Below are 25144 nucleotides of genomic sequence, written 5' to 3' on the forward strand. Positions count from 1 at the left end.
CGGTGCCAGCTGGCACCGGGCCTCCCGTCCGTCGTGTGCTGCGATCGACTACGCGGCGACCGGCGAGCGCTGGCCCACCGTCTCGCCTGCCACAGCAGCCTCGCTGCCCGCAGCGGCCTCGTCGACGGGGCGACGACGGACCCACTTCTTCAGGGCGACGAGCACCAGCGCGGACACCACGGTCCCCGCCAGGATCGCGACGACGAACATCAGGACGTCACCGATCGCGAAGAAGACGAAGATCCCGCCGTGCGGCGCTCGCGAGGTCACGCCGGCAGCCATCGAGATCGCACCCGTGATCGCGGCACCGACCATCGACGCCGGGATGACGCGCAGTGGGTCGGCTGCGGCGAACGGGATCGCACCCTCGGAGATGAAGGACGCACCGAGGAGCCACGCGGCCTTGCCGTTCTCACGCTCCGGCTTCGTGAAGCCCTTGCGGTAGAGCACGGTCGAGGCGAGCGCGAGTGCGAGCGGCGGCACCATGCCGGCCGCCATGACGGCGGCCATGATCTCGAACGGCACCACGTTCGTGGCGGTCCCGGCACCGAGCCCGGCGACGGCGAACGCGTACGCCACCTTGTTCACCGGACCACCGAGGTCGAACGCCATCATCAGCCCGAGGATGATCCCGAGCAGGACGGCCGAGGCACCCGACAGGGAGTTGAGCCAGGCGGTGAGCTCGGTCATGACCCAGGCGATCGGGCCACCGAGCACCAGGAGCATGAGGCCCGAGGCGATGATCGACGCGAACAGCGGGATGATCACGACCGGCATCAGACCACGCAGCCAGCGCCAGGTCGGGATGCGCCCGATCCAGTACGCGGCGGCACCGGCGATGAGACCGCCGACCAGACCACCGAGGAACCCGGCGTTCATGAACACGGCGATCGACCCGGCCACGAAGCCCGGTGCGATGCCGGGACGGTCGGCGATGGCGTAGGCGATGTACCCGGCGAGTGCTGCGACCAGGAACCCGAGCGACACCTGTCCGATCTGGAACGCGGCGGCGCCGAGGTAGTAGCCGAGGCCCTCCGGCGGCAGGTTCAGCAGGGTGTAGTTGGTGAGCGTGAAGACGGCGTTGTTCTGGCCCGAGTCACCGTGGGTCAGCGCGATGCCGTACCCGGAGAGCAGGAAGCCGAGCGCGATGAGCAGCCCGCCGCCGGCCACGAACGGGATCATGTAGCTGACGCCGGTGAGGAGCCAGCGCTTGAGCGACTGGCCGAAGTGCTCGTTCTTGGCGGTGGACTCGCCCTCGACGGCGGCACCGCCCTGCACGCGTGCGGCGTGCGGGTCCTCCGAGGCGCGGATGGCCTCGGCGATCATCTTGTCGGGCTCGTCGACACCGCGCTTGACGGGTCCGGACACGAGCGGCTTGCCGGCGAACCGACCGCGGTCGCGGACGTCGACGTCGACCGCGAACACGACGGCGTCGGCACGGGCGATGAGGGCCGGGTCGAGGGGTTCGACCTGCGAGGACCCCTGCGTCTCGATGTGCATCTCGGCACCGGCACGCTGGGCGGCGGCGACGAGGGCGTCGGCCGCCATGTAGGTGTGCGCGATGCCGGTCGGGCAGGCGGTGACGCCGACGAAGACCTTGCGGCCCGCCTCCGGCGCGGTGGCCGGTTCGGAGGCACCGCTCGCCTTCCCGACGCCGGCCTCGGCCACTTCGCCGCTCACCTCGTTGTCGACCAACCGGACGATCTCGTCGGGGGTGGTCGCGGCACGGAGCGCGGCGGTGAAGTCCTCGCGGATGAGCGCACGGGCCAGGGTCGAGAGGACCGTCAGGTGGTCCTTGTCCGCCCCTTCGGGCACGGCGATCATGAAGACGATGTCGGCGTCGCCGTCCGGGGCGCCGAACGGCACCTTCCGGGCCAGGCGCGAGAACGCCAGCGTCGGCTCGGACACCGACGCCGACCGGGCGTGCGGGATGGCGATGCCACCGGGGACGCCCGTTCCGACGCTCGCCTCGCGCTTGATGGCGTCGTCGGCCAGCGTCGCACCGTCGGCGGCGCGGCCGGTCGCGGCGACGCGATCGGCGAGCACCCGGATGACGTCGGTCGACGTGGCGCCGAGGTCCTCGTCGAGGCCGACGAGCTGTGCGCTGATGAGGCGCGGACTCGAGTCTGCGGACATGTGCTTGCTCCTTCGCAATGGCGCTGATCGCGCGGTGGTGCAGGTGTTCGTGGGGTGGTCGGGCGGGGTGGGGAGGGCATCAGGCGGGTTCGGGGGCCGGGTGCGTGTCGAGCACCCGGACGGAGACCGCCGTCGGGTCGGTGTGGTCGAGTGCCGGCACGTCGCTGCCGGGCAGTGCTGCGGCCGCGGCACCGGTGGCGACGGCCTGTGCGAGACGCTGCTCGGGTGCGGCTCCGGCGACCTCGGCGAGCAGGTAGCCGGCGAGGGAGGAGTCCCCCGCTCCGACGGTCGACCGGGCGACGATCTTCGGTGCGGCGGCGGCGAAGGCCCCCTCGTCTGAGACCAGCACGGCGCCGGCGCTGCCCAGGGTGAGCAGGACCGTGCCGACGTTCTTCCGCCGCAGCCGCTGGGCTCCGGCCACCGCGGCGTCGAGGTCGCGCTCGTACTCCTCGGGGTCGCCGCCGACGACCTCGGCGAGTTCCTCGGCGTTCGGCTTCACCAGGTCGATCCGTTCGCCCGACTGCAGCAGCGCGGTGAACGGCACCCCGGACGAGTCGACGGCGATCCGGACGTCGGCACCGTGGCGGGCACGGACGGCCCGGACGAGCACGGCGAGTGCGTCGTCGGGCAGACCGGGCGGCAGCGACCCGGCGACCACGACCCAGCGGGCGGCGGGGCCGGTGGCGGTCGCAGCGGCGGTGTCGGCGACCAGGGCGGCGAGGTCGTCGAGGCGGCCGGCGAGCGAGGGGCCGGGTTCGTTGAGCTTCGTCGTGGTGCCGGTCGGTTCGGTCACGGTGACGTTCGAGCGGAGGGGCGCCCCGATCGCCAGCGCGGCCGTCGGGATGCCGCGGGTGGCCAGGCCGAGCAGCACCGGGTCGAGCTCGTCGCCGGGCAGGACGGCGACGGTGTCCCCACCGCTCGCGACGACCACGCGGGAGACGTTGACGCCCTTGCCGCCGGGTTCCGCGGTGGACCGGGTCGCACGCTGGACGGCGCCGCGCTGCAGTTCGCCGGCGAGCTCGATCGTGCGGTCGAGGGACGGGTTGGGGGTGACCGTGACGATGCGGGCGTTCATGCGACGACCACCTCGACGTCGGCGTCGGCGAGCGCACCGGCGAGGTCGGCCGGGGGCTGTTCGTCGGTGACGAGCGTGTCGATCTCGTCCAGGCGCGCGAACCGCATCAGGGCCTCCACGCCGTGCTTGGCGGCGTCGGCGAGCACCACGGCCCGTCGGGCGGCGAGCACGTAGGCGCCCTTCACGGCGGCCTCGTACTCGTCCGGGGTGCTCAGACCGAAGCCGGCGGACAGGCCGTTCGTGCCGATGAACGCCACGTCGGGCCGGAGCGCGCCGATCTGCTCGACGGTGGCCGTGCCGACCGCGGCGCTCGTGACGCCACGCACGCGGCCGCCGAGCAGGTGCAGTTCGAGGTGCTCGCTGTGCTGCAGGGTCGCGGCGATCGGCACCGAGTTCGTGATGACGGTGATCGTCGAGCCGGCGACCTCGGGCTCCCAGCGGGCGAGCTCGGAGGCGACGGCGGCGCAGGTGGTGCCGGCGTCGAGGGCGATCGAGCCGGTGAAGGTCGGCGGCACCAGGCGCATCGCGGCGCGGGCGATGGCGGACTTCGCGGTGCCGTGCTGCCCCTCGCGCTCGGCGACGCTGAGTTCGACGACGCTCGAGCGGCCGACGGGGACCGCTCCCCCGTGCACCCGGCGCAGGACCCCGGCGGACTCGAGGGCGTCGAGGTCACGGCGAACGGTCTCGGTGGTGACGTCGAAGTGCTCGGCCAGACCGGCGACCGACACGCGACCGGCGGACTGCAGCTCGGCGGCGATGGCGGTGTGCCGCTCGGTTGCGTACATGCCCGAACTCCTTCGTTCCGTTGGGTTTCGAGCACTGTACGTCTGAAACCCACAAGAACGCAACCGTTCCGTCACGCAACCGACACGTCCACAGGTGTCGGTCGTCCGAGCGCTACCCCTTCACGGCACCCGCCGTCATCCCGCTGACCAGCCGGCGCTGCACGATGAGGAAGAACACCACGACCGGGATCGAGAACAGCACGCTCGCCGCCATCAACCCACCGAAGTCCGTGCCCTTGTTCGTCGAGAACCCGGCGAGCCAGACCGGCAGCGTGTACATCCCCTGGTCCTTGAGCATCACGTACGCGATCAGGTAGTCGTTCCACGCCGCGATGAACGCGAACACGCTCGTGGCGATGACCCCGGGCATGACGAGCGGGAACAGCACGCTCCACAGGATCCGGAAGGTGCCGGCGCCGTCGACCTTCGCGGCCTCTTCGATCTCGACGGGGACGGCCACGAAGAAGCCGCGCATCACCCAGATCGAGAACGGCAGCACGCTCGCCACGTACGCCAGGATCAGCCCGACGTAGCTGTTCAGCAGCCCCAGGGTCTGGAACGACAGGAAGAGCGGGATGAGCAGTGCGCCCGACGGGATCATCTGCACGAACAGGATCGCGACCAGGATCGCCCGCCGTCCGCGGAACCGGAACCGCGACAGTGCCGCCGACGCCAGGAACCCGACGACGATCGACAGCAGTACGGCCGCCACCACGACGATGGTGGAGTTCCGCAGGTAGACGAGGAAGCCCTCCTGCGTGAGCGCCCGCGTGAAGTTGTCGAGCGTCGGGTGCAGCGGCGCCCAGATCGGGGTCATCGTGGTGACCTCGTCGGCGGGCTTGAAGGCCGTGTTCACCATCCAGTAGATCGGGAACACCCAGACCAGGCAGAACACCACGGCGATGGTGTTCGCGACGATGCGCGGCTTGCGTTTGCGCACCCGCACGGGGCCCGGCGCGGAGACGCTGCCCGCGCGGGGCGCCGTTCTCGAGACGGTCACAGGTCCTCCTCACCGCTGCGGACGAGCCGGCGGATGTAGTAGCTGGTGAGCACCCCGAGGATCAGGGTCGAGATCACGGCGATCGCCGCGCCCTGCCCGTAGGCGTTGGACACGAACGACTGCACGAAGGTCCAGATGCCGAGGGTCAGCGTGGCCTCCTCCGGTCCGCCGCGGGTGAGCAGCCAGATCTGGTTGAAGACGTTGAAGTCCCAGATCACCGACAGGATCGACACGAGCAGCAGCGTCGGCGCGAGGGCCGGCAGCGTGATCGCGCGGTACATCGTCCACACCGAGGCCCCGTCGAGCGCACCGGCCTCGTAGTACTCCGGCGCGATCTGGGACTGTGCGGCGTACAGCGTCAGCGCCACGAACGGCACGGCCTGCCAGATGACGAGCGTCAGCACGATCGTGTACGCCTGCCCCGGGTGCGACGCCCAGTTGTCCTGCGTGTGGTCCCCGAACACCCGCAGCTGCGTGATGAGCCAGTTGAGCACGCCGTAGAACGGCTGGAAGAGCCACTGCCAGACCAGGCTCGAGGCCACGTTCGGCATCGCCCAGGCCAGCACGAGCACGACGCTGACGACCGTGCGCATCGCGACCCCGAGACGGGTGAGCAGCTGCGCCACCCCCATGCCGATGACGATCGTGCCTAGGACCATCGCGCCCGTCACGAGCACGGTGCGCAGGATGACCGGCCAGAACGACGCGTCGGTCAGGACGTCCGTGTAGTTCGTCAGCCCGGTGAACCCGGCCTGCCCGGTGAAGATCGCCCGCAGCCCGTAGTCCTGGAACGAGATGACGACGAGCCGGACGAGCGGGTAGACGACGAGGGCCAGGAGCAGCAGTGCCGCCGGGGCCAGCAGGACGAGCGGCGCCCGCGACCCGACCGGCGACCGACGACCCGTGCCCCGCCCGCCTCGACGGGAACTCCGCGACGGACCCTGAACCGGCCCGCCAGCCTGCCCGTCGGCCCGCCCGCCGGTGACCGGCGCGGACTGCTCCGCGTCGGTCACCGGCTCCGCAGTGGACGTCATCGCCTACGGCTGCGCGTTCAGCGCGGTCGTGAGGTGCTTCGAGAAGCCCTCGGCGGCCTGCTCCGGCGACTTCCGGCCGGTGGCGACGTCGGCGAACATCGACTGGAACGAGGCGTCACCCTCGATGGTGGCCCAGCCCGGGGTGGCCGGGGTCGGTCGGCTCGTACCGGCCGCCTCGAAGTACGGCTTGTGCAGCTCGTCGACGTCGCCGGCGACCGCGTCGAGCAGCTCGGTGGAGTTCGGCTCCCAGCCGTCGACCCCGAACACCTGGTCCTGCTGGAACTCCTTCGAGGTCAGGATCTTCAGGTAGTAGAGCGCGAGCTCCTGGTTCTTCGCCTTGGCCGGGATCCCCAGGTCGGAGCCACCGAGGAACACCGGCTGCGTCTTCCCCGCCGTGGACGACGGCATCGGGAACGTGCCGATGCGATCGGCGAGCTCCGGCTTCGCCGTGGTGATCGAGCCGATCTCCCAGGCGGACCCGAGGAACGCCGAGGTGTTGCCCTGTGCGAAGACGTCGCTCTGCGAGGGCTTGTCGGTGTTGATGTCCTGGGTGGACTTCGCCGAGTACGTGTTCTGGAAGTCCTTCCAGGCGGTCAGCCCCTTGACCGCGTCCGCGGAATCGAGCGTGCCGGTCCACTTGCCGCCCTTGTCCGTGGCGATCTCGCCGCCGGCGTCCCAGACCCACTGCAGCCCGCCGTACCAGTACTGCCCGGGCATGTAGAAGGCGGAGAAGTCACTGGCCGGGTTGGCGGCCTTGACCTTGTCGAGGTCGGCGGTGAGCTCGTCGTAGGTGGTCGGCACGTCGGTCACGCCGGCGTCCTTCCAGACCTGCTTGTCGTAGACCACGGCTCGGTTGCCGGCGAACAGCGGCGCCCCGTAGAGCTTGCCGTCGACGGTGGCGGGGCCCTCGAGCCCGGTGAGCCAGGTCTGGCCGTCCTTGAGCTCGTCGCGGTACGGCGTCAGGTCGGTCAACCCGCCGGCTGCCGCGTAGACCGGCACCTGCGTGTTGCCGAGGTCGACGACGTCGGGGGCGTCGCTCTGCGCGAGCGCCGTGGTGAGCTTGGTGGTGATCCCGTCCCACTGCTGGGTCTGGATCTTCACCTTCGCCCCGGTGTCGGCGGTGAACTGCTTGCCGGCGGCGTCGAGCACCTTGTCGCTCAGGTCGCCGTTCATCATCCAGACGGTGATGGTCTTGCCCTTGCCATCGGGTGTGCCGATGGACTTCGTGCCGCCGTCGGAAGCGGCGTTGCTCCCGGCGGAGCACCCGGTGAGGGCGAGCGCGCCTGCGAGGGCGAGCGCACCGAGTGCGGCGAAACGCGTTCGTGTCACGATGACTCCCTTGGTCCGACCTTTATGAAAGGACGTTGCGTATTCGCAATAGAAGACCCTGCACGGCCCCTTGTCAACCGTTGGATCGGTCCCTGTGACCGCTTTCGATCCGCGTGTTTCCGGGGCATCACGGATGTCGAACAGATCGACGCAGATGCTTGACCAGGTGGTCATGACCAGGCATGATCTGCGACTTGCGTCCGGTGTGGGGAAGCGACCGTCTGGAGGCCCGGTGCCGGTCCGCCGGACCGGCACGGGGCCTCCAGTGCGCGCGTCCACCGCACGCGTCAGACGGCCGCCAGGGCGGACGTCGGCGGGATCCGCGCCGCGCGTGCCGCCGGGTAGAGCCCGGAGACCCCGCCGATCACGACCGTGGCACCGAGTCCCCCGACGACGGCCCACACCGGCAGTGCGACCGGCCAGCCCCGCGTGACGGCGAAGACGACCGTCACCGCGACGCCGAGCACGACGCCGGCCAAGCCGCCCAGGAACGACAGCAGCAACGACTCGACCAGGAACTGGTCGCGGATGCTCCGACGACGGGCCCCCAGCGCACGGCGGACGCCGACCTCGGCGCGGCGTTCCAGGACGGTGATCACCATCGTGTTCGCCACCCCGATGCCCCCGACGAGCAGGGCCACCCCGCCGATGCCGACCAGCAGCCCGGTGAAGGAGTCGTCCGTGGCGTCCTTCGCGGCCAACGCGTCCGACGGCCGTGTCACGCCGACGTCCTGCGGTGCCCCGGGTCGGACCGCACCGGCGAGCAGGTCCCTCGACCGTTCGACGTGCGCCGGGTCGACGCGCGTGTAGACCGCGGTCGGGGCCCCGTCGAAGCCCAGCTGCCCGGCGAACCCGCGGGGCACGAACACCCGCGAGTCGAGGTCCTCGGCGAGCGCGACGGGGTCGAGCACCCCGACCACCTGCACCCACCGCCCGCCGATCCAGACCCGGCTGTCCGGATGCAGGTCCTCCATGCCGAGGACCGCGGCTGCCCGTGCCCCCAGCACGACCTGCGGCGGCGCCCCGGCGGCGTCGTCGATCCACCGCCCGGCTGCGAGCTGCCCGCCGAGGACCCGTGGCACGTCGCCCCACGCGGCGAGCACCCCGAGGCCCTTCGTCTCGGGAGCCGGGACGTGGTCGTTCCGGTACACGCCGGTGTCCGGCACGGTGCCGACGGCGGCGGCCGACTCGACGTCGTCCTGCCGCAGCACCGACTCGAGTGCGGTGGACGGCAACGGGACCGGTTCGCCGAGGCCCTGCGCCTGGGTGAGGGTGAGCACGTTCGTGCCGAGCGTGTCGAGCACCTGGTCGACCTTCGCCTTGCTCGACGACGAGATCCCGACGACCGCGAGCATCGCCGCGATGCCGATCGCGACGCCCAGCGCCGACAGCACGACACGTCCGGGCCGGGTCCGCAGCCCGAAGACGCCGAGGCGGAGCAGGTCGACCGCGCCCACGGACCGACGCCGACTCATCGGGTGACCTCGGGCTCGATCATGCCGTCGCGCATCCGGACCTGTCGTGGCAGCGACGCCGCCAGGTCCAGGTCGTGCGTGATGACCACGACCGTCGTGCCCGCCGCGTTGAGCTCGCGCAGGAGCTCGACCACCGCGGCACCGGACGCTGTGTCGAGCGCACCCGTCGGTTCGTCGGCGAGCAGGATCGTCGGGTCGCCGACGACGGCCCGCGCGATGGCGACGCGTTGGCGCTCCCCGCCGGAGAGCTGGTGCGGTCGGTGGTCCACCCGGTGCGCCAGGCCCACTCGTCCCAAGGCCTCGACCGCCAGCCGCTGCCGCTCGCGCCGGGGCACGCCCTGGTAGAGCAGGCCGTCGGCGACGTTCTCGGTGGCGGTCGCGCCGGCCTGCAGGTGGAAGTGCTGGAAGACGAACCCGATGTGGTCAGCACGGAGTCCGGACAGGGCGTCGTCGGACATCGTCGCGACGTCGTTGCCGGCGATCGTCACCGTGCCGGACGTGGGACGGTCGAGGGTCCCGACGACGTTGAGCATCGTCGACTTGCCCGAGCCCGACGGGCCGACGACCGCGACGAGTTCGCCGGCGGTGACCTCGAGCGACACCCCGCGCAGGGCTCCGACGTCCCCGTAGGTCTTCGTGACGTCCCGGAGCGACAGCACGGCGGCGGATGGCAGCACGGCGGCGGGTGGCAGCACGGCGGCGTTCATCCGGGCACCACCACGCGGTCGCCGGCGGCCAGGTCACCCGTGACCGCGATCCGTCCGTCCGCGCTGAAGCCGGGCTCGACCCGAACCCGCTCCGTCGTGCCGTCCCGCTGCACGACGTCGACGGCGTACCGACCACCGGCGCCCGCGACGAGTGCGGCGACCGGCACGGACAGGACGTCGTGCTCGGTGGTGCCCTTCGCATCGACCTGCGCGGAGGCTGCCGCGGGCAACGTGCGCTTCCCGGGGTCGAACGACACCGAGACGTCGACGGCCGTGCCGCCGTCCTCGCTCGTCGTCGGCTGCACGTCGACGACGGAACCGGGCATCGCCGCCCCGGCACCGTTCACCCGGACCTCGACGTCGGTGCCGACCGCGAGCCGCTCCGCGTCGCGCTGGGGAACGGTCGCCGTGACGACACGCCGGGTGCTCGTGACCTGCAGGACGTCGGCCGCCGCACCCGCGCCGGCACCAGCGCCACCGGCCCCCGCCCCTGCGCCCGCTCCGCCGGCGATCAGTTCGCCGAGCCGACCGTCGACCGAGGCGACCCGGACCGCGCCGTCCACGAACGCGACGTCGTCCGCCGTCAGCACCCCCGTCATCTCGTGTCCGCGGTCCTGCTGCCACTGCCGGACGGCTCGCGCGGTCCGTGGACCGAACCGGTCGTCCACGGACACGTCGTACCCGAGCGCGGCCAGGTTCTCGTTGAGCTGCCGCACGTCGGCGCCCTGCAGCCCACGCTGAAGGTCCCGCCAGAGCGGCACGGTGCCGTACATCGCACGGACGTCCCGCTCGTCGACGGCGTACAGGGCCCCGTCGCGTTCGATGACGTCACCCGCACGGGGCAGCCAGGTGATCGTGCCGGCGGCGGCACCGGGGACCCCCCTCCCCGCGCCGTACCCGAGCGTCCCGGCGAACACCTTCGAGTCGGTCAGGTCGCCGCGCGTGACCGTGGCGGTGGCTCCGGTCGACGCGGTCCCGCCGCGCGACCCGCTGCTGGCCGAGGCTCCCGGACCGCTCGGCACCGTGGCGAGGGCCCACGTCCCGGCCCCCGCGGCCACCGCCGCGACGAGGCACACCGACACGATCACCCGGCGACGGACGCGACGGTGGGTCACGACCCGGCTCCGCCCTGGACGGCCTCGAAGGCCGCGTCGGTGCAGGTGTGGGCGGCCTCGTCGAACGCCTCTTGGTCGTCGGGCTGGAACCGGTTCTGCGCCTCCTGGTCGTCCGGGAAGTCCGGGAACCCCTGCTCCCGCAGGCACTCCGCCGTCTTCCTCGCGATCTCCTCGCTGCCCGGCATCGGTTGCGCGGCCTGCGCGTCACCGGCCGCTGCGGAGTCGTCGAGGCAGCCCTTGAGGTCCTCCTGGTACTGCTCGGGGTCGACGCCGTCGGGTGCGCTGAGCTGCATCGAGCCACCGCCGGTGCCCGGGTCGGGCATGTCGTAGCCGCGGTCGCGCATGCACTCGGCGAGGGCGACGCCGGGTGCCGCACCGCCGGACGCCGCAGTCCCGCCGGCGTCCGGTGACGCGTCCGGTGACGCGTCCGAGCAGCCGACCAGGAACAGGGGCAGCAGGACGACGGCGGCGGCCGCGCTCATCAGGGACCGGGTGCGCCGAGTGGTCGTCTTCGTGGTGTGGTTCATGCCTCCAGCACACCGGAACGGCTGTTTCGCCCCGCGTGCACGTCGGGTTGCACCGACGAAACACGGACCCGGACGAGCAGCCCGCCGGTCGGCCGTGCGGCGATCGACAGTCGCCACCCGTGCGCGTGCACGATCGCGGCCACGATCGACAGCCCGAGACCGCTGTGCTGGCCGCGTGCGCCGTCGGTCCCGCCGCGGCGGAACGGCTCCACGAGCAGCCCCGCCTCGTCCGCCGGCACCACCGGTCCACCGTTCTCGACGACGAACCCGTCCGGCTCCGTGGTCACCAGGACGGCGCCGCCGGGTTCGTTGTACTCGACGGCGTTGCCGACCAGGTTGCCGAGCAGCTGCCGCAGCAGCGTCGGCTCCCCCGGGACGACCAGGCCGGGAGGCCCGGTGCGGCGCTCGTGGGTCAGCGTCACCCCCGTCTCGGCCGCGTCCCGGGCCGACCCCGCGACGACCTCGGCGGTCACCTCGTCGAGGTCGACCGCACGCGTCGCGCCCGCAAGGCCACGATCGGCCTCGGCGAGCACGAGCAACGACTCGACCAACCGCTCGGTGCGGCGGTTCTGCTCCAGCAGCTCCGCCCGGACCGCTCGGACCTCCGCGGGGTCGGCGTCGTCGTGCAGGCCGATCTGCACCGCCGCGCGCTGCACCGCCAGGGGCGTCCGGAGTTCGTGGGACGCCTGGGCGACGAACCGGCGCTGGCTCTCGAACGCGGTCTCCAGGCGGGCCAGCAGGTCGTCGACGGTGCGCGAGAGCCGCCGGAGCTCGTCGTCGGGACCGTCCAGCGCGATGCGCTCGTGCAGGTTCGACGCCGAGATGCGGTTCGTGGTCGCGGTGATCCGGTCGATGGGCCGGAGGACCCGGCGGCTGACGAGCCAACCGATGCCCCCGGCCGCGAGCCCGGCACCCGCGATCCCGATCGCGGACCACTGCCACTGCTGCACGGCCACGAGCCGGATCACCGCCACCGCACCGTCGTCGTCGGTTCCGTCGACCTCGATCGGCGCCGGAGCGGTCGTGGCGCCCTGCGATCCGGACGGCGGGCGCTGCACGGCCGCGGTGTCGAGGCCGGCACCGACACCGGCCAACGACATGGTGTTCGTGAAGACGACGACCCCGGTCGCCAGCGCCATGGCCGCGAGCGCGAACGTCAGGGCCGTCCGGGTCCGGATGCTCCAGCCCCGGGCCCACCGGCTCACAGCGCGTAGCCCTGGCCGGGCACCGTCCGGATCGGGTCCGGGTCCCCGAGCTTCCGGCGGAGCTTCGACATCGTCACGCGGACCGCGGCGGTGAACGGGTCGGTGTTCACGTCCCAGACCTTCTCGAGCAGGTGCTCGGCGGAGACGATCCGACCGTCCGCGCGGAGGAGGGTCTCGAGCACCCCGAGTTCCTTCGAGGTCAGGTCGAGCGGCCGTCCGTCGCGCGTGGCCATCCGCCGGTTCGTGTCGACGACGAACCCCGCACGCTCGAGCACCGGGGCGACGGGTGCGACGCTCCGCCGACCGAGTGCGCGGACCCGGGCGACGAGTTCCGGGTACTCGAACGGCTTGGTCAGGTAGTCGTCGGCACCGAGCTCGAGCCCGTGCACACGGTCGCTCAACGTCGTCGCGGCGGTGAGCAGGAGGATCCGTGTGAGCGCGCCGCGCGCGGTGAGCCGCCGTGCGACCTCGTCGCCGTGCAGCCCGGGGACGTCACGGTCCAGCACGACGACGTCGTAGTCGTGCACCGCCAGCAGCTCGTCGGCGTCGTCGCCGCGGTAGGCGACGTCCACCGCCATGTCCTGCCGGGTCAGGCCCGTCGCGACCAGGTCGGCGAGGGCCCGTTCGTCGTCCACCACGAGTACGCGCATCGATACATCACACGTGACGTACCTTTGCCGGACCTGGGAAACCGGATCAGGCGTCGAACGGCACCTCACCGTGGTCACTGACGCCGGCACGCTGCCGGTAGGACAGGTGTCCGCCGAGGTACCCGCCGACACTGACGACGGCGAGACCCGCGAAGCCGAGCAGCTTGCCCGCGCCGTGGTTGCCGCGCTTCCGCTGCAGCCACGACAGGCCGTACAACGACAGGCCGGTCCAGTTCACGGCCTGGTGCACCCATCCGGTGCGGAGCTGCTCGCGGTTCAGTTCGGACCAGTCGACGTAGCCGGCGACCGAGGCGCTGCTCGCCGAGACGACCCCGACGCCGACCAGGGTCTTGGCGGCCTTCGCGTTGCCCTTCCCGCCGACCAGGTCGAGCACCGCGGCGGAGATCCAGGCGCCGAGGGGCACCTGCACCATGAGCGGGTGGATCGGGTGGCCGAACGGCACGCCGTGCAGCAGCTGGCGCAGGGCCTTCGGCTTGGCGAGGGCGTTCACGACGGCACGGTCGATGTCGACGGCCTTGTCGAGCACGCTCGCGTGCTCGACGGCGTCGGTGAGGCGACGGATCGCGCGGATCTCAGGCATGCCGTGGACGGTAGACGAACGGCCCGCCACCGGTCCCAGGAACCGGTGACGGGCCTCCCGTCCGTCTTGGTGGACTACTCCTCGACGATCTCTGCCAGCTCGAAGGGCTCGACCGTCAGGCCGTCGCCGTCCGCCGCGACGTCCACCCGGACGGTGTCGCCGTCACGGACGTCACCCGACAGGATCGCGCGGGCCAACCGGTCGTCGATCTGCCGCTGCATCAGGCGGCGGAGCGGCCGCGCACCGTAGAGCGGGTCGTACCCACGCTCGGCCAGCCAGCCGCGTGCCTCGGGAGTGACGGCGAGCTCGAGTCGGCGGTCGGTCAGACGGCGGGCCAGCCGGTCGACGTAGAGCGACACGATCTGCCCGAGGTCGTCGGCCGTCAGGGCCTGGAACACCACGATGTCGTCGAGGCGGTTGATGAACTCCGGCCGGAACGCCTGCTGCACGAGCTCACGGACCGCCTCTTCCCGCTGCACGTCGCTCAGGGACAGGTCCGTCATGAACTGCGACCCCAGGTTCGACGTGAGCACGAGGATCGTGTTCCGGAAGTCGACGGTGCGCCCCTGGCCGTCGGTCAGCCGGCCGTCGTCGAGCACCTGGAGCAGCACGTCGAACACCTCGGGGTGGGCCTTCTCGATCTCGTCGAGCAGGATCACCGAGTACGGACGGCGGCGGACCGCCTCGGTGAGCTGTCCACCGGCCTCGTACCCGACGTACCCGGGCGGGGCACCGATCAGGCGGGCCACGGAGTGCTTCTCGCCGTACTCGCTCATGTCGATGCGGACGAGGGCCTTCTCGTCGTCGAACAGGAACTCGGCGAGCGCCTTGGCCAGCTCGGTCTTGCCGACACCCGTCGGGCCGAGGAACAGGAACGAACCGGTCGGGCGGTCCGGGTCGGAGATGCCGGCGCGGGTGCGACGGACGGCCTCGGACACGGTGGTCACGGCGGTGCGCTGCCCGATGATCCGGCGGCCGAGCTCGCTCTCGAGGTGCAGGAGCTTCTCGGTCTCGCCCTGGAGCAGTCGGCCGAGCGGGATGCCCGTCCACTGCGCGATGACGGCGGCGATGTCCTCGTCGGTGACGCTGTCGTTCACCATCCGGTCGGCGCTCTCGGCCTGTTCGGCGGCGGCGAGCTCGGCCTCGATTCGGGGCTTCTCGCCGTACTCCAGCCGGGAGACGAGTTCGTAGTCGGCCTCGCGCTGGGCTCGCTGCGACCGCATGTTCAGGTCGTCGAGCTGCTGCTTGAGCTCACCGATCCGGTTCAGGCTCGCGCGCTCGGCCTGCCAGCGCTGCTCGAGCTCGGCCAGCCGTTCCTCGCGGGTGCGCAGCTCGTTGCGCAGGGTCTCGAGGCGGGCCTTCGAGGCGTCGTCCTTCTCCTGCTTGAGCGCGAACTCCTCGACACGCAGACGGTCGACGTTCCGCTTCAGCTCGTCGATCTCGACGGGGCTGGAGTCGATCTCCATGCGGAGTCGGCTCGCGGCCTCGTCGATCAGGTCGATGGCCTTGTCGGGCAGCTGCCGGCCGGAGATGTACCGGTTCGACAGGCTCGCGGCCGCGACCAGCGCGGAGTCGTTGATCGTCACCTTGTGGTGCGCCTCGTAGCGTTCCTTGAGTCCGCGGAGGATCGCCACGGCGTCCTCGACGCTCGGCTCACCGACGTAGACCTGCTGGAAGCGACGCTCGAGCGCGGCGTCCTTCTCGATGTACTCGCGGTACTCGTCGAGGGTCGTCGCGCCGATGAGCCGGAGTTCCCCGCGGGCGAGCATCGGCTTGAGCATGTTCGACGCCGCGACGGAGCCCTCGCCGCCACCGGCACCCATCAGGGTGTGCAGCTCGTCGATGAACGTGATGACCTGCCCGTCGGAGTCGTTGATCTCCTTGAGCACGGCCTTGAGCCGCTCCTCGAACTCGCCGCGGTACTTGGCGCCGGCGATGAGGGCGGAGATGTCGAGCGAGATGAGCCGCTTGTCCTTGAGGGAGTCGGCGACGTCCCCGGCGACGATGCGCTGCGCGAGCCCCTCGACGACGGCGGTCTTGCCGACGCCGGGCTCGCCGATGAGCACGGGGTTGTTCTTGGTTCGGCGCGTGAGCACCTGGGAGACGCGCCGGATCTCGGAGTCGCGGCCGATCACGGGGTCGAGCTTGCCGCTGCGGGCGATCGCCGTGAGGTCGATGCCGTACTGCTCGAGGGCGGTCTTCTGTCGTTCTTGCGAGTCAGGAGCGCCCTGGAGGTTCGCCATGCGTTCCGTCCTTTCGTTGCGGTGGTCCTGGAGTTGAGTCTACTCCACTCAACTTACGTGCGCTCCGGGACATTCCGGATCCCGACGGCGCAGACGACGGCACCGGCCGCCAGCAGGAGCGCCATCACCACCATGGCCCGGTGCAGCCCGTCGACGCTCACCTCACCGCCGAGCACCACGCCGGCCAGTGCCACCGTGACGAGCCCGGCGATCCGCGCGACCGCGTTGTTCACGGCCGAACCGGACCCGGCCTCGGACTGCGGCACCGATCCGAGCACCGCACTGGTCAGGGGTGTGACCATCAGGGCGATGCCCACGCCGATCAGCACCAGTCCGGGGAACACCGACCACCAGTAGCCGTTCGGGTCGTCGCCGGCGAGCAGCAGCAGGAGCGCCCCGACCGCGCCGACCGCCGGACCCGCGGCCATGAACCACCGCGGGCCGTACCGACCGGCCGCGGATCCGACGGCGGTGGACAACGCGAGCAGCATGATCGTCGGCGGCAGCGTCGCGAGGCCGGCGAGCCAGGCCGGGAACCGCCAGACCTCCTGCAGGAACAGGGTGACGACGAAGAACACCATGCCGAGGGCCCCGTAGATGGACAGCGTCGCGAGGTTGCCGACCGTGAAGTTCCGCGCCCGGAACAGCTCGAGCGGCACGAGCGGCGAACCCGTGGTCCGCGTCACCCGCAGTTCCCACGGCACGAACGCCACCAGTGCGGCGGCGCCGAGCACGAGCGCGCCGACCACCACGGGTGCACCCCACCCGAGCCGCTCCTGTTCGATGAGGCCGAGCACGACACCGCCGACACCCACCACGGCGAGCACGGCCCCGACGACGTCGATGCGCGGGCGGACAGCGGGGTGCACGTCACCGGTGATGCGCAGGACCAGCGGGATCGTCACGGCGATCGGCACCGCGGTGAGCACGAAGACCCACCGCCAACCGATGCCGTCCACCACGAGCCCGCCGACCACGGGGCCGAGGATCGTGGCCGCGCTCGACCACGCCGTCCACGTGCCGATGGCCTTCGCCTGCGCCGCCCCGCGGAACGCCGCGACGATGAGGGCGAGCGCGCTCGGCATGACGAGCGCCCCGCCGACTCCCTGCAGCGCCCGGGCGACGATGAGCACCTCGCCGGTCGGGGCGATCGCGCACACCACGGACGCGATGCCGAAGACCACGAGCCCCCACGTGATGATCCGGACTCGGCCGAACAGGTCGGACAGGCTGCCGGCGACCAGGATGAGCGAGCCGAGGGTCACCAGGTACGCGTCGACGACCCACTGCTGCACGACGAGTCCGCCGCCGAGCTCCTGCCGGATCGCGGGGAGTGCGACGTTCACGACGCTCGAGTCGAGCCCGACGACGAACGACGCCAGGATCGCCACCACCAGCACGATCCGCCGGTCGTCCCGGAGCGGCGCGACGCCGTGCGGCACGGGGGCCGGCACAGGAACGGGAGCGGTCATGTGCTCATCCTGCGGCACCGGGCACCCCGCGGTCGATCCCGCACGACGAAGCCCCCGCGACCGAAGTGGTCGCGGGGGCTTCCGACAGGACGGGGCTGGGTGTCCTAACGCCGGGAGTCGGTGTTCGGCTGCGCGGTCGGCCCCGGGTTCAGGACCGGACCGGCAGCGGGCTCGGCGGGGACGTTCTGGACGGTGCTGTTCTGCACGGTGCCGTCCGGAGCCGTGCCGTTGGCCTGGGCCTTCTTCTCGTCGTCGGACATCTCCTTCTTGAAGATGTTGATCGACTGGCCGAGGCCCTTGGCGAGCGCCGGGAGCTTGGTCGCGCCGAACAGCAGGATGACGATCCCGAGGATGATCAGCAGGTGAAGGCCGGTCAGGTTACCAATCATCATGACTCCTTGATCTGGAACTGGTCGCCGTCCGCTGATCGTCGTCGATCACCGCGGCGGAAGTCCGTGTCCCCCCATGGTAACTCCCCCGCCCCCGGATGCCCAGGCCAGCCCCCGGAACGGACACCGTTCGCCCAGGGAAGCGCAGGACTCAGTACGCGCCCCGGGACCGGAGCACCGACGGGACGGTGCGGGCGAGGATCACGAGGTCGTGCAGGAACGACCAGTTCTCGACGTAGTGCAGGTCGAGCCGCACCCCTTCGGCCCAGTCGAGGTCCGACCGGCCGCTGACCTGCCACAGGCCGGTGATGCCCGGGGTCACGAGGAGCCGGCGGTCGGCGAAGTCCTCGTACAGCGCAACCTCGCGGGGCAGGGCCGGTCGGGGGCCGACCAGGCTCATCGAACCGGTGAGGACGTTCCACAGCTGCGGCAGTTCGTCGAGCGAGGTCCGTCGCAGGAACGCACCGACCCGGGTCACCCGCGGGTCGTCCTGCATCTTGAACAGCGGGCCGGCGCCCTGGTTCTCGGACTGCAGGGCAGCCATGCGCGCCTCGGCGTCGACGCACATCGTCCGGAACTTCAGGATCGGGAACTCCGTGCCACCGCGACCGACGCGGACCTGCCGGAAGAAGACCGGACCGCCGTCGCCGGCGCGGACCGCCAGCGCGACCGCGGCCAGGACCGGGGAGAGCAACGTCAGGCCGAGCACGGCGCCGACGACGTCGAGTGCCCGCTTGCCCATCCGGCGACGGTAGTCGGGGGTCTCGACGTGCATGAGCGGCAGCCCGTCGACGGGGCGCTCGTGCACCCGCCCGGCGGCGATGTCGGCCAGGGGAGAGGACACCACGAGCTCGACGCCGTGCTCCTCGAGCTGCCACCCGAGGCGACGGAGGCGGGCGTGCCCACCACGGACAGCACCCGCGACGACGACGGCCGAGACGCCCTCGGCCCGCGCGTGCGCGAGCACGTCATCGATGCCACCGACGACCGGAGCCGTCGCAGCCCCCAGGTCGACCTGGGCTCCGGCCGGAGCGCAGTCCGTGACGACGGCACGCACGCGGTAGCCGGCACTCGGCGCAGCGGCGATGCGCGCGCCCACGTACCGGACGTCCTCGGCGTCGCCGACGATCAGGACGTCCTGCAGGTGCTCACCCCGGGCGCGGCTCCGGGCCAGAACCGTCCGGACGCCCTTGCGACCGAGCGCCAGGAACGCGAGCCCCAGCGGGAACGCGATCGCGACGTACCCGCGGGCCAGGTCGAGCTGCGCTGCGTACGCCACGACCGCGACACCCGCGATGGCGACAAGGCTCGCGGTGACGAGTCGGCGGTACTCGTCGCCGCCGATGCCCGCGATCCGGGGGTCGCGGGTGCGGAACACCGAGAGGAGGAGCATCCAGACCACGACGATGGCGGGGGCCACGACGAACTCGAACCAGCCCGACCGCGGCCGGACGGATGCGAGCTCCCAGGGGAACCGCACGACGTGGGCGATGACGAACGCGGTGAGCAGCAGCACGAGGTCGAGCAGCGCCAGTGCGGGGACGAACCCTCGGCGTGCCCCCGCCGGAGCGACCGTCCGGTGCGACGCGGTGGCCGGAGCAGCTCCGGAAGGGAACGCCACGGGCACGGTCGGGGGCAGCACGGTCGGCACCGCCCCGGTGGGTGGGCGCATCGCGAGCGACATCTGGGGCCTCCTGTCGACCGGTCGACGAGGTGGTCGACCGGACGCCGGAGTCGCTTAGGTCACGACAACGAGCGGCGCACCCTTGAATATATCACCGTGTCGTTCTGCATATCAACGGACGAGCGCGCGGTCCAGGCTCCACAGCACCGGCGCCTCACGGAGCGCCGGGATGTCGGCCTCGGTCACACCGCCGAGCCGGAACACCACCCGCTCGTCGGGCAGCAGCGTCATGAACCCGCGGTCGACCGTGCCGTCGGCCGCGACCCGGTCCGGCTGCACCAGCAGGTCGCGGACGAGCGAGTCGGCCTCGACGGTCAGGTCCAGGCCACCGTCGACCACCGCGAACGAGGTCCGGTAGCGCGCGGGCTCCCACCGCATCGCGGCGTCGGGACCAGGGGTCCAGACCGCGCGGCGCCAGTCCATGTCCGCGATGATGAGCTCGTTGGCCGGGTCGTCGACGACACCGACCGACTCGGGCAGGGCGACGACCGCGACGCCGGCCGACGACAGCCGGACCGGCAGCGACGCCTCGGCCAGGATCGTGCCGGCCGTGGTGATCCGGCGCACCCGCACCACGCTGTCGTGCCCGGTGCGGGTCGACCGGACGGCCACCTCGACGGGCGAGGACCCGAACGCACCGGGTGAGACGCCCAGCGAAAGCGTGTCCGCGAGCTCGCCCAGGTCGGCCGTCTCGCCGACCGCAGGGGACGCACCCGGGTGATCCGGGCCTCCAGTCCGCTCCGCACCCGACGGTCCCGACGGTCCCGACGCACCCGACGCACCTGACGCGGCGACCGCGCCCGACGCACCCGCGGTACCGGCCGCACCCGGCGTCACCGCCACCGACGACACCGGACGGATCGTCAGCAGCACGTCGTCGTACAGGCGGCGCAGCTCGTGCGCCAGCGGCTTCAGGCGCCCCGCAGAGTCGATCGCCGACCACGACGACACCGGCCACAGGTCGTTCAGCTGCCACACCACCACGCCGGTGTTGCGCGGCCAGTGCGTGCGCCAGTGCTCGATGCCGGTCGCGATCGCCCGCGCCTGCTGCAGCTGCGTCAGGTAGTGCCACGCGTCGAACGCGGCCGGGTCGACCGCGCCGAAGCGCGGCTCCAGCCCGCGGGCCAGCTTGGCCATCCCGTCCGCCGCCTTCTGGTGGTGGACCACACCGGGCGAGTCGACCCGCAGCGGCGCGTCCGTGACCGCCTCGCGCAGCGTGCGCCAGGCGGGCGGCGCCTGCCAGCCGAACTCCGACACGAAGCGCGGCACCGACTCGCGGTAGGCGGTGTCGGGCAGCCGGTTCCAGACGTCCCACGAGTGGTGCGTCTCGTGGTCGACCTCGTTCGCGGGCAGCGACTCGGAGCCGGACCACGGCGACGCGACCGTGTAGAAGCGCGACGGGTCGACCGCGTCGACGATGGTCGGCAGCAGGTCGAGGTAGTAGTCGAGTCCCCAGCCACGATCGCCCAGCTCCGCACCCCAGCCGTCGGCGTCGTGCAGCCAGATGTTCTCGTTGTTGCCGTTCCAGACCACCAGCGAGGGGTGGCGGGCGAGCCGGGCGACGTTGTCGCGCGCCTCGGCGATGACCTCGCTGCGGATCGGCTCGACCTCCGGGTAGGCCGAGCACGCGAACGGGAAGTCCTGCCAGACGAGCAGACCGAGTTCGTCGCAGACCTCGTAGAAGTCGCGCGATTCGTACACTCCGCCGCCCCAGACGCGCACAAGGTTCGTGCCGAGCGAGGCCGCGGCACCCAGCCGAGACTCGAGTCGGGCACGGTCGACGCGCGAGACGATGACGTCGTCGGGGATCCAGTTGACGCCCCGGACGTCGATGAGCGTGCCGTTGACGTGCACGGCGAAGGGGCGGCCGATGCCGTCGACCTGGGTCTCGATGCGGGTGGACCGGAACCCGGTGCGGAACGTGTCGCGGTCGAGCACCTCGCCGTCGACGGTCTGCAGCTCGACCACGACGTCGTACTGCGGCTGCGCGCCGTAGCCGCGCGGCCACCAGCGCCGCGCCTCGGGCACGCGCACGGTGACGACGGTCTCGTCGTCCTTCGGGGTCAGCTGCGCGCGGGACCGCTGGCGCGTGGTGCCGCCGTCCTCGGTCTCGCCGCTCACGGTGACGACGAGCACGAGGTCGTCGTCCTCGCCGTCCTGGTCCAGGTCGTTCATGCCCGAGCGCTCGACGGTGATGTGCGCGTCGAGCACGCCCTCGCCGGCTTCGACGTCCACGAGCGGGCGGACCTCGCGCAGGCGCGCAGTCGACCAGCGCTCGATCGCGACCGGCCGCCAGGGGCCGCTTGTGACCGCCGTCAGACCCCAGTCCCAGCCGAAGTTCGACGCCATCTTGCGGACGTACGGGAACGGCTCGTCGTACGGACCGGGCATGCTGCCGGCCTTCGCGGCGACCCGACCGGCCTCGCGGTAGGGCGACTCGAACAGGATCTCGAGGTCCTTCGTGGTGCCGCCCGACCCCGTCTGCACGCGGGCGTCGAACCGGTACCGGCGGTGCATGTTGCGGGTCGTGCCCACGACGACGCCGTCCAGACTGAGCTCCGCGACCGTGTCCAGGCCGTCGCAGACGAGGTCGACGCGCTCGTGGCCCCGCGGGTCGACGTCGACCGTGCGGCGGTAGGCCCAGTCGGCGCGGCCGACCCACTTCGCGGCCTGCTCGTTCAGGTGGAACGTCGGGTCCGGCAGCAGGCCCTCCCGCTCCAGGTCGGTGTGGACCTGGCCCGGCACCGTCGCCGGGATGGTGCGGCCCGCGACGCCGTCCGGCGCACCGGTTCCTCCGGCCATCGTCACGGTCCAGTCGTCGCGGAGTTCCTCGCGTTCGAGGGTCATGCGGGTCCTTCTCTTCGGCGGCAGGGTGTCCGTCAGCCTCGGTCGGGGACGCCGACCGGCGGTCCGACCCGCGGCCCGTTCCCACGGCCTGGAGGCTCGGCACCGGTTGCCCGGGCGTCGTCACGTCGCGCGCACGAACGGGTTGCGCTCGCGCGAGGGGTGCTCGGCGATGCTAGTACGGGATGCTTTCGGCAACCTAGGTGGTGACAGGGGCGGGTCGCGCGGGCAAGGTGGGAACGTGATCACCGTCGAACTCGCCAGGTCCCTCCGTGACGCCGGCCTCCGCTGGCACCCCGAGACCGGGGACCGGTTCGTGATCGACAAGCCCGGCATCGACGACGACGTCTACACGGTGTCCGAGATGACCGTCGAACGGCACGATTCCCCCACCGGCACGATCCTCGGCTTCAACGGCACCACCGAGTGGGCGCTCGACTCGGTCACCGCCACCGAGTCGCTCTGGCTCCCCCGTGAGGACCAGCTGCGCGAACTGCTCGGGCCGTCGTTCATCGGACTGACCCGCGTGCAGGTCGGCGGTCGCGTGGTCTTCACCGTGACGGCGACGATCGGCGGGGCCGACCGCAGCTTCGCGTCCGAGGTGCCGGCGATCGCGTACGGCCAGGCCCTCCAGGCGTACATCACGGCCGCGCTCGCGTGAACGGCACGCCCGGGGTCGCCGTTCCTGGGTGTTGGTGGAATGGGCGCTGAGGGGCGTTTGGTTGCATGACACCATGACCGTTCCGAACATCACCCTGAACGACGGCAAGACCATCCCGCAGCTCGGCTTCGGTGTCTTCCAGATCGACCCCTCCGAGACGAAGGCCGCCACACTGGCCGCGCTCGAGGTCGGCTACCGCCACATCGACACCGCCGAGATGTACGGCAACGAGAAGGAGGTCGGCGAGGCGATCGCCGAGTCCGGCATCGACCGTTCCGAGATCTTCGTCACCTCCAAGCTCAACAACGGCTTCCACGCCCCCGAGGCGGCGCTGGAGAACGGCAAGAAGTCGGCCGACCTGCTCGGCGGCTACACCGACCTGTTCCTCATCCACTGGCCGCTGCCCACCGTCTCGGACTTCGTCCCGACGTGGAAGGCCCTCGAGGAGCTGTACCACGCCGGCACCGCCCGCTCGATCGGTGTCTCGAACTTCCAGGCGCACCACCTGCACCGCCTGCGTGCCGAGACCGACGTCCCGCCGTCGGTCAACCAGATCGAGGTGCACCCGTACCTCGCGCAGGACGACCTCCGCGCCGTGAACCGCGAGCTCGGCATCGCGACCGAGGCCTGGTCCCCGATCGCGCAGGGCCTCGTCCTCGACGACGAGACCATCACCCGCGTCGCCGCGTCGGTCGGCAAGTCCCCGGCCCAGGTCGTCCTCCGCTGGCACATCCAGCGCGGCGACATCGTGTTCCCGAAGTCGGTCACGCGTGCCCGCGTCGAGGAGAACTTCGCGATCTTCGACTTCGAGCTCTCGGACGAGGACATGACGGACATCACCGCCCTCGACAAGGGTCACCGCACGGGCCCCGACCCCGACACGTTCGACTACGTGCCGGCCTGATCGGTCCCCCACCGCACCACGTCGCGAGAGCCGTCCGGGTCAGCCCGGGCGGCTCTCGCCGTCCGTGGCCGGTCAGCGGTTGGTCGCGACCGAGGCCGTCACCGTGAACTTCGGGGTCCGGACGACCTCACGGGTCGGACCGACCAGGCGCGAGAGCACCGGCCGGTAGCGCAGGTGCGTGTTCCAGACGCACCACAGTTCACCGCCGGCCTGGAGGATCGTGGCCGCGTTCCGGAACATCGCCTCGGCCGTGTCCGTGGTCACCGTGGTGTCCGCGTGGAACGGCGGGTTGCAGAGCACGAGCTGTGCGGACCCCTCGGCGAGCTCGTCGCCCGCGTCGGTCCGCAGCACCGTCACCCGGTCGGCCACGCCGTTGGCCTCCGCCGTCGCGCGCGTCGACTCGACCGCGATGCGGGACACGTCGGTGGCGATCACCCGCACCGACGGTCGCCGACGAGCGACTGCAGCCGCGATCACGCCGTTGCCGCTCCCCAGGTCCACGATCGTGCGCGCGGTCGGGACCGCCTGGTCCATCGCGTCGAGCAGCACCCGCGTGCCCTGGTCGAGCGACGTCCCGGCGAACACACCCCCGTGGGCGACCAGGGTCATGCCGAGGTCGTCGACGTGCACCGACCGGGGCCAGGGGTTCGTCGTGGCGGCGCGGTTCGCCTGTGCGCGGAGCGGGTCCTGCGCGATGAGCAGTCGCGACTTGCCACGGCCTCGTGATGCCGTGACCTCGCCGAACGAGCGCCGGAGCACGTCGTTCTGCGTCACGTGCATGTACTTCACGTTGCCGCCGCAGAGCAGCACCACGTCGGGCGCGGCGAACCGGGCGACGGCGCGGGCGATCTCGTCGAGGCGATCGTGCGACTTCGACAGCCGCAGCACCACGAGCCGCACGTCGCGGAACGCGTCCTCGAGCGAGTCGGGGTGGTGGTAGCCGCGCAGCCCGAACGTGCCGGCGTTGGCCTCGAGCGCCCGCTCCCCCACCAGGGAGTCCTGCACGACGCGGATGTCGCTCGCGCCGTACTGCGTGATGAGGCCGAGCGTCAGCACCCCGTACCGGTCGTCGACGACCGCGACCTCGCCGGGCTGCCGGAGCGCGTCGCCGTGCACGTGCGGGGCTTCGTCGAGCAGGAAGCGGTCGGTGCCGTCGATCGCGATGAGGTCGGGCGCGTCGTCGTCGCGTCGGCGGAAGAGGTCGGCGAAGTCTGGCACCGCGTCAGCGTACCCGGCGGCGGCCCGCACCGGAGCGAGTGGTGATCGCACTCGCGATATCAACAGGCTATGTATTTCACATGTCAATAC

General features: G+C 71.7%; 21 protein-coding genes. 2 read left to right on the forward strand and 19 right to left on the reverse strand.

Annotation, left to right across the window (positions count from 1 at the left end; translation table 11 throughout):
- Positions 1–48: 48 nt before the first annotated feature.
- The 18 genes from DEJ01_RS00855 to DEJ01_RS00940 form a co-directional block, all read right to left on the reverse strand.
- Complete coding sequence (locus DEJ01_RS00855) at positions 49–2136, reverse strand: fructose-specific PTS transporter subunit EIIC (RefSeq protein WP_111091957.1); 2088 nt, start codon at positions 2134–2136, stop codon at positions 49–51.
- A 79-nt stretch (positions 2137–2215) separates the two neighbouring features.
- The gene (locus tag DEJ01_RS00860; RefSeq protein WP_111091958.1) at positions 2216–3211 is read right to left on the reverse strand and encodes a 1-phosphofructokinase family hexose kinase; all 996 of its coding nucleotides are present in this window, start codon (positions 3209–3211) and stop codon (positions 2216–2218) included.
- Positions 3208–3996, reverse strand: a complete 789-nt coding sequence (locus DEJ01_RS00865; protein WP_071404329.1) for a DeoR/GlpR family DNA-binding transcription regulator — start codon at positions 3994–3996, stop codon at positions 3208–3210. Before DEJ01_RS00865 ends, DEJ01_RS00860 begins: the two co-directional genes overlap by 4 nt.
- A gap of 112 nt (positions 3997–4108) precedes the next feature.
- Positions 4109–4996, reverse strand: coding sequence for a carbohydrate ABC transporter permease (locus DEJ01_RS00870; protein WP_239001397.1), 888 nt, complete (start codon positions 4994–4996; stop codon positions 4109–4111).
- Positions 4993–6030, reverse strand: a complete 1038-nt coding sequence (locus tag DEJ01_RS00875) for a carbohydrate ABC transporter permease (protein ID WP_111091959.1) — start codon at positions 6028–6030, stop codon at positions 4993–4995. The genes DEJ01_RS00870 and DEJ01_RS00875 overlap by 4 nt, the downstream gene beginning before the upstream one ends.
- Positions 6031–6033: 3 nt before the next feature.
- Positions 6034–7359, reverse strand: a complete 1326-nt coding sequence (locus DEJ01_RS00880) for a sugar ABC transporter substrate-binding protein (protein ID WP_220038654.1) — start codon at positions 7357–7359, stop codon at positions 6034–6036.
- 287 nt (positions 7360–7646) lie between these two features.
- Positions 7647–8834 carry an ABC transporter permease gene (locus tag DEJ01_RS00885; RefSeq protein WP_181438317.1) on the reverse strand — a complete coding sequence of 396 codons (1188 nt, stop codon included), beginning with the start codon at positions 8832–8834 and terminating at the stop codon, positions 7647–7649.
- The gene (locus DEJ01_RS00890; protein ID WP_111091962.1) at positions 8831–9541 is read right to left on the reverse strand and encodes an ABC transporter ATP-binding protein; all 711 of its coding nucleotides are present in this window, start codon (positions 9539–9541) and stop codon (positions 8831–8833) included. Before DEJ01_RS00890 ends, DEJ01_RS00885 begins: the two co-directional genes overlap by 4 nt.
- Positions 9538–10656: a peptidoglycan-binding protein gene (locus tag DEJ01_RS00895; protein WP_111091963.1), complete on the reverse strand. Its 1119-nt coding sequence runs from the start codon at positions 10654–10656 to the stop codon at positions 9538–9540. Before DEJ01_RS00895 ends, DEJ01_RS00890 begins: the two co-directional genes overlap by 4 nt.
- Entirely contained in the window at positions 10653–11183 is a 531-nt protein-coding gene (locus DEJ01_RS00900) for a hypothetical protein (RefSeq protein ID WP_111039432.1), read from the reverse strand. Before DEJ01_RS00900 ends, DEJ01_RS00895 begins: the two co-directional genes overlap by 4 nt.
- Entirely contained in the window at positions 11180–12388 is a 1209-nt protein-coding gene (locus DEJ01_RS00905) for a HAMP domain-containing sensor histidine kinase (protein WP_111091964.1), read from the reverse strand. Before DEJ01_RS00905 ends, DEJ01_RS00900 begins: the two co-directional genes overlap by 4 nt.
- A complete protein-coding gene (locus DEJ01_RS00910; protein ID WP_111029730.1) occupies positions 12385–13038 on the reverse strand; it encodes a response regulator transcription factor in 654 nt (217 codons plus the stop codon). The genes DEJ01_RS00905 and DEJ01_RS00910 overlap by 4 nt, the downstream gene beginning before the upstream one ends.
- 46 nt (positions 13039–13084) lie before the next feature.
- A complete protein-coding gene (locus DEJ01_RS00915) occupies positions 13085–13639 on the reverse strand; it encodes a DUF2231 domain-containing protein (RefSeq protein ID WP_071404319.1) in 555 nt (184 codons plus the stop codon).
- Between the two features lie 74 nt (positions 13640–13713).
- Positions 13714–15882, reverse strand: coding sequence for an ATP-dependent Clp protease ATP-binding subunit (locus DEJ01_RS00920; RefSeq protein WP_111091965.1), 2169 nt, complete (start codon positions 15880–15882; stop codon positions 13714–13716).
- A 53-nt stretch (positions 15883–15935) separates the two neighbouring features.
- Entirely contained in the window at positions 15936–17354 is a 1419-nt protein-coding gene (locus DEJ01_RS00925; RefSeq protein ID WP_111091966.1) for an MFS transporter, read from the reverse strand.
- Between the two features lie 104 nt (positions 17355–17458).
- Positions 17459–17743 (reverse strand): twin-arginine translocase TatA/TatE family subunit, encoded by a 285-nt coding sequence (gene tatA, locus DEJ01_RS00930; protein WP_111029830.1) that lies wholly within the window; start codon positions 17741–17743, stop codon positions 17459–17461.
- Positions 17744–17894: 151 nt separating this feature from the next.
- The gene (locus tag DEJ01_RS00935; RefSeq protein ID WP_111053867.1) at positions 17895–19427 is read right to left on the reverse strand and encodes a sugar transferase; all 1533 of its coding nucleotides are present in this window, start codon (positions 19425–19427) and stop codon (positions 17895–17897) included.
- Between the two features lie 111 nt (positions 19428–19538).
- Positions 19539–22274, reverse strand: a complete 2736-nt coding sequence (locus tag DEJ01_RS00940) for a glycoside hydrolase family 2 protein (protein WP_111091967.1) — start codon at positions 22272–22274, stop codon at positions 19539–19541.
- Between the two features lie 238 nt (positions 22275–22512).
- Between DEJ01_RS00940 and DEJ01_RS00945 the strand changes: the two genes are divergently transcribed.
- Together DEJ01_RS00945 and DEJ01_RS00950 are read left to right on the forward strand one after the other, a co-directional pair.
- Positions 22513–22932 carry a hypothetical protein gene (locus tag DEJ01_RS00945; RefSeq protein WP_027464885.1) on the forward strand — a complete coding sequence of 140 codons (420 nt, stop codon included), beginning with the start codon at positions 22513–22515 and terminating at the stop codon, positions 22930–22932.
- Between the two features lie 73 nt (positions 22933–23005).
- Positions 23006–23836, forward strand: a complete 831-nt coding sequence (locus DEJ01_RS00950; RefSeq protein ID WP_111091968.1) for an aldo/keto reductase — start codon at positions 23006–23008, stop codon at positions 23834–23836.
- A 72-nt stretch (positions 23837–23908) separates the two neighbouring features.
- On the opposite strand, the gene DEJ01_RS00955 is transcribed toward DEJ01_RS00950, so the two are convergent.
- Complete coding sequence (locus DEJ01_RS00955; RefSeq protein ID WP_258375614.1) at positions 23909–25054, reverse strand: class I SAM-dependent methyltransferase; 1146 nt, start codon at positions 25052–25054, stop codon at positions 23909–23911.
- Positions 25055–25144 lie beyond the last annotated feature (90 nt).

Source organism: Curtobacterium sp. MCLR17_040, assembly GCF_003234735.1.
Taxonomy (GTDB): domain Bacteria; phylum Actinomycetota; class Actinomycetes; order Actinomycetales; family Microbacteriaceae; genus Curtobacterium; species Curtobacterium flaccumfaciens.